Below are 4,604 nucleotides of genomic sequence, written 5' to 3'. Positions count from 1 at the left end.
CGCCTGCCGTGAGGATGATCAGCCCCTGCTGCCGGTGCGCGCCCATTTCCTCTTTCGCGGCCTGCCGACGCTCTACGCCTGCGTCAATCCACGCTGTAGTGCCCGTCTGCACCAGACCGATGGGCCGTCGACGCTGGGCAGGCTCTGGCTGACCCCTCGCCTGCATTGCGACTGCGGCGCGCGCGTCTACGAGCTGTATGCGCACCGAAACTGCGGGGCTCTCTTCCTGCACGTTTTCACGACGACAGGCAGCGCTGGCCCCCAGACTCTGTTTCTCTGGCACGAGCCGGGCGAGGACCGTAACCAGGCCCATGAAGAGCTGCTCCTGATCGGCTCTCCCCATCCCCGGCAGCATTCCACCCAGCCGCATCTGCAGGAGCTGCGCCTGCACATTCAAACCGGCAATGCCTATGTGGTCGGGAAAGGGCCACAATCGACGTGGGCCTGGGGTCGCAAGGAAGAGTTTATCACTCTCTATCGCCCTGCTCCTGAGAACAAGAGCAAAACAAGTCCTAATGACAGAAATGGAGGAGATCAGCCAACAGCCGGCAATGGCTGGAAGAGCTGCCCGGTCTGCCTCAAGCGGCTGACCACACCTGGCGCCCTGGCCAGTCTGGCAACGCGCGGCGAGCAGCCCTTTGTCAACCTGGTGCGGCGCCAGTTTGAGCTGCAGCCGCCACGTACACCAGCGCGAGAGGCGGCCCCCAACATGGGACGCAAGGTCCTGCTCTTTTCGGATGGCCGTCAGCGTGCGGCGCGCCTGGCCCGCGATCTACCACGCGAGGTCGAGCTAGACACCTTCCGCGAGGCTCTGATCCTGGCCGCGGATCGCCTGCGCCGACGCCACGGTCAGGAGCTGGTGCCGCTCGATGAGAAGCTGCAGCGGGAGTTTATCATTGTCTGTTCTCAATATGATCTCTACTTCTTCGATGGCGACTCTCAAAAGGAGCTACTCAGGCGCATCCACGAGTTCCGCCAGGATTATCAGGGGAATGAAGACCTGGCCATTGCTGAAGATTGGAAGCCGGCCCTGATCCCTGGCTATCGCCGCGCTCTCCTACGTCAGGTTGCCGACCACTTCTATTCCCTGCCGCGCATGTGCATCGCCATTATTGAGCCGGCGCCAGTCGCGTTCAACTCCTTGCGCCGTAAATTCTCCACTAGCAGGCTGAGCGATGAGGAGCTGCGGGCCCTGGCGATCCAGTGGATCGCCGAACTGCTTGAATTGAGCGCTTTCGACGATGGCATCGCCTTCTCTGATCGACAGATGACCGTCCCTGGCGAGGGTCTCCGGGAGGACAAGCCGCCGCTTGAGGCAGAAAAAATGGCCAGTGAGCTGCTCGAGGTTGGCAACGAAAAAGAGTTTCGCCGGGCCATGAGTGATGTGCTCTGCAGCTCTCCCTCCAACGGGCAGCGTTTTCTCCGCCCAGAACAGCTAGCCCTGCGTCTGACTCTTGACGATGACTGGTATCAGTGCCGCGACTGCACACAGCTCGTCTGGCAGCCGCTGCGCGGACGCTGCCCGGCCAGGAGCTGCCGGAGCGAGAATCTGCAGCGTCTCCCTACCGAGGACATCAGTTTACAGGCCCGCACGGCCTTCTATCGCGAGCCACTGCGCCAGGTGCTGGCCGGGCAGCGCCGTCCCATGCACCTGACCGCCGAGGAGCACACTGCCCAGCTCTCCCACCGCGACAGCCAGGCGGTCTCGTCGACCACCGAGGAGTACGAGCTGCGCTTCCAGGAGATCGGTATCTCAGCGGAGAAGCCGGCCATCGACGTGCTGAGCTGTACCACCACGATGGAGGTCGGCGTCGATATTGGCCAGTTGCTGGGGGTGGGCCTGCGCAACATCCCGCCGACGCGCGCCAGCTACCAGCAGCGCGCCGGACGGGCCGGACGACGCGGGGCCGCTCTCTCAACGGTGCTGGCCTACAGCGAGAACGGCAGCCATGACGGTCACTACTTCGACCACCCCGACGAGATGATTAGCGATCCGGTACCTTGCCCGCGTCTCTCCCCCGTTAACAAGCGCCTGCTCACGCGCCACATTCAGGCCGCCCTTCTGCAGACCTTTTTCCGCGAATATGTGGAGGGCAAGACGGAGGCCGCTTTACAGCGCAGTTCGCTTCCCGAGGCCCTGGGTCGCGCCTGCGATTTCTTTAACGAGAAAGGAGCCGCCACTTTGAGCCGCTTCGCCGCCTGGCTGCAGCAGATGCTCAGGGAGCGCCCCTCTGACTTCACGCGCCACGTTATCGCCTGGCTGCCGGATGAGATCGAGGGCCAGCGCTGCGATCTCGAGCGCAAGTTTGCCATCGTTGGCGAGATTGGGGCCAGTCTCTGCACGCGTCTGGAGGAGCTGCAGCGGGAGTTTGAGGAGCAGCGCCTGCTACCGTCGATGGGCTGGATGAGCGCTAGCAACGCCGCTGATTTGAAAGAGGTCCTCTTACTTGACCTGCTCTTTGATGAGGGCCTGCTGCCACAGTATGCTTTTCCGCGCGAGCTGCGCAGCTTTGTCATCGAGAAGAAGCATCATCAGCAGCTTGGCATTCAGGAGCGTCCGCAGCAGAGCGTCGACATTGCCCTTACGGAGTACGCGCCCGGGCGTGAGTTGGTGGTGAATAAGGAGACCTACCGGAGCGGCGGCATCTACGTGGCTCTTTTTCCTGGCCTGGCGCCCGGCCACGGCCCGTCGCCGGTGGAGCGCTTCTTTGAGCAGCCACGACGGCGTTTTCTGCTCTGTCTGATCTGTAGCTACCTCACCGAGGTCACCGGCCAGGGTGAGCGCAGCAGTGCTAGCACTGAAGCCCAGGAACGACCTTGTCCCCAGTGCGGTTGGCCTCTATTAGAGCAGGAGATTCTTGATCCGCCGGCCTTCGCGCCCTGGGGGGCTAGCTCGATCTCGTCTGGCCACGATCCTCAGCAAGAGCCGGGGATCATCTACACGGCAACTCATCAGGTGATGCCCCTGAGCATTCGCGACTCTCTGGCCTGGCGGATGCCGAACGGGGGTGTGGCCTGGGAGTACAAAGAGCATCAGGAGCTGCTCATCATTAATGCCGGCCCCGGGGGCACTGGCTTCACTATTTGCCGGAGCTGTGGCGCCGCTGTAGTTGGGAGAAAGGTAGCAGCGCTGGAAGGTTCCTCTTATCATGGTCATCCGCGCCCTTTTCTAAGCACCCAGGGCAAGCAATGGTGTAAAAGCCGCTCATACTGGTATGGCTACCTGGGGCATGTTTTTCGAAGTGACTTGCTTTTGTTGCGCCTGACACTGCCTGGGGGGACACGCTATGAGGTGGGACAGAGTTGGCTGGCGGATGCCGCCCATACGTTGGCCCAGGCCCTGCAACTGGCGGCCACACGTCTGCTGGATATCCAACCCGGTGAGCTGCGTATCGGTTGGAACTACACTCCTACCTTCGAGGGCGAGGCAGCGGGGAGTAGCATCGACTTTTTCCTGTTTGATGCATTGGCCGGTGGGGCGGGCTATGCCACCCAGGTAGGTCAGGAGATCGAGCAGTTGCTCGGGATGACGCTACAGATTCTCAAGGAGTGCCCAGAGCACTGTGAGCAGTCCTGTTATCGTTGTCTGCGCAACTATGGCAATCGCGTGCTGCACTATCGCCTTGATCGTCATCTTGGCCAGCGCCTGCTGCAGGCGATTGTCGAGCAGCGAGCGCCGGCGGCCTTCTCCCTGGAGGAGCAGAAGCGACAGCTTGGGGACCTGGCTCAGTTTTTGAGACTGCAGGGCTACCGTTGTCATCAGCCGGGACGGCTGGCAGGTCAGTTGGTGCCGCTGCTCGTTGAAGGCGAGTATGGCGATGTGCTCGCTGTCGGTACTTATCCTGTTGAGCAAGACTATAAGCAAACCGGACATCCCTTGCAGGAGCTGGGGCCAAGGGTTTGTCTGGTGAGTGATTATGCGCTACGCCATAATCTGCCAGGGGTGGCAGGGGAGATTCGTAGTGCTATCTCCGGCTCCAGGTAGGCTGTGACTGCTAACGGCGCCTGTGGAATTTACCTGCGGGCGCCGCTTTTTTCACGCTTTCAGTATCCTCGTGCGGATCTACTCCCTTGCAACTCCATGCCGCTTCGTGAGAATAATGCTCGCTTTGCCGCCTTTCAGTATGCCTCATGCGGATCGACTCCCCTGCCACGGTGCTGGCCATCGCGCGCGCCATTGGACGGTCGCAGCCTTTCAGTATCCTCGTGCGGATCGACTCCCCTGCCACGTCTCTATGCACGGCAATCCAACAAAGAGCAGCTAGTGCTTTCAGTATCCTCGTGCGGATCTACTCCCCTGTCACATCCATTGGACGGAGCCAGGTGCTGGCCCGCTCCCGTCACTTTCAGTATCCTCGAGCGGATCGACTCCCCTGCCACTCGGCGTGTTCTTGCTGGCTTTAGTGTTGATTGGTGTCTTTCAGTATCCTCGAGCGGATCGACTCCCCTGCCACCGAGTGGACTGAGCCAGGACGCCGGGACATGCGTAACTTTCAGTATCCTCGTGCGGATCGACTCCCCTGCCACGGTGCGTATCCGCATCGCTCCGCCCGACAACTAAGCCCTTTCAGTATCCTCGTGCGGATCGACTCCCCTGCCACCTC

General features: G+C 61.4%; 1 protein-coding gene and 1 CRISPR repeat array. The gene reads left to right on the top strand.

The annotated features are described in order from the left end of the window. Positions 1-3,985: Zn-binding domain-containing protein (locus IRZ24_RS17090; protein WP_297166825.1), on the top strand; the 3,985-nt coding region annotated here is incomplete at its 5' end. Positions 3,986-4,041: 56 nt separating this feature from the next. Then, a CRISPR array of direct repeats spans positions 4,042-4,601; the repeat unit is 37 nt; unit sequence CTTTCAGTATCCTCGTGCGGATCGACTCCCCTGCCAC. Positions 4,602-4,604 lie beyond the last annotated feature (3 nt).

This window comes from Thermogemmatispora sp. (genome assembly GCF_019683755.1).
GTDB lineage: Bacteria > Chloroflexota > Ktedonobacteria > Ktedonobacterales > Ktedonobacteraceae > Thermogemmatispora.
Note: the sequence above shows the minus strand (reverse complement) of the source record. Positions and strands in the feature narration are given on the sequence as shown.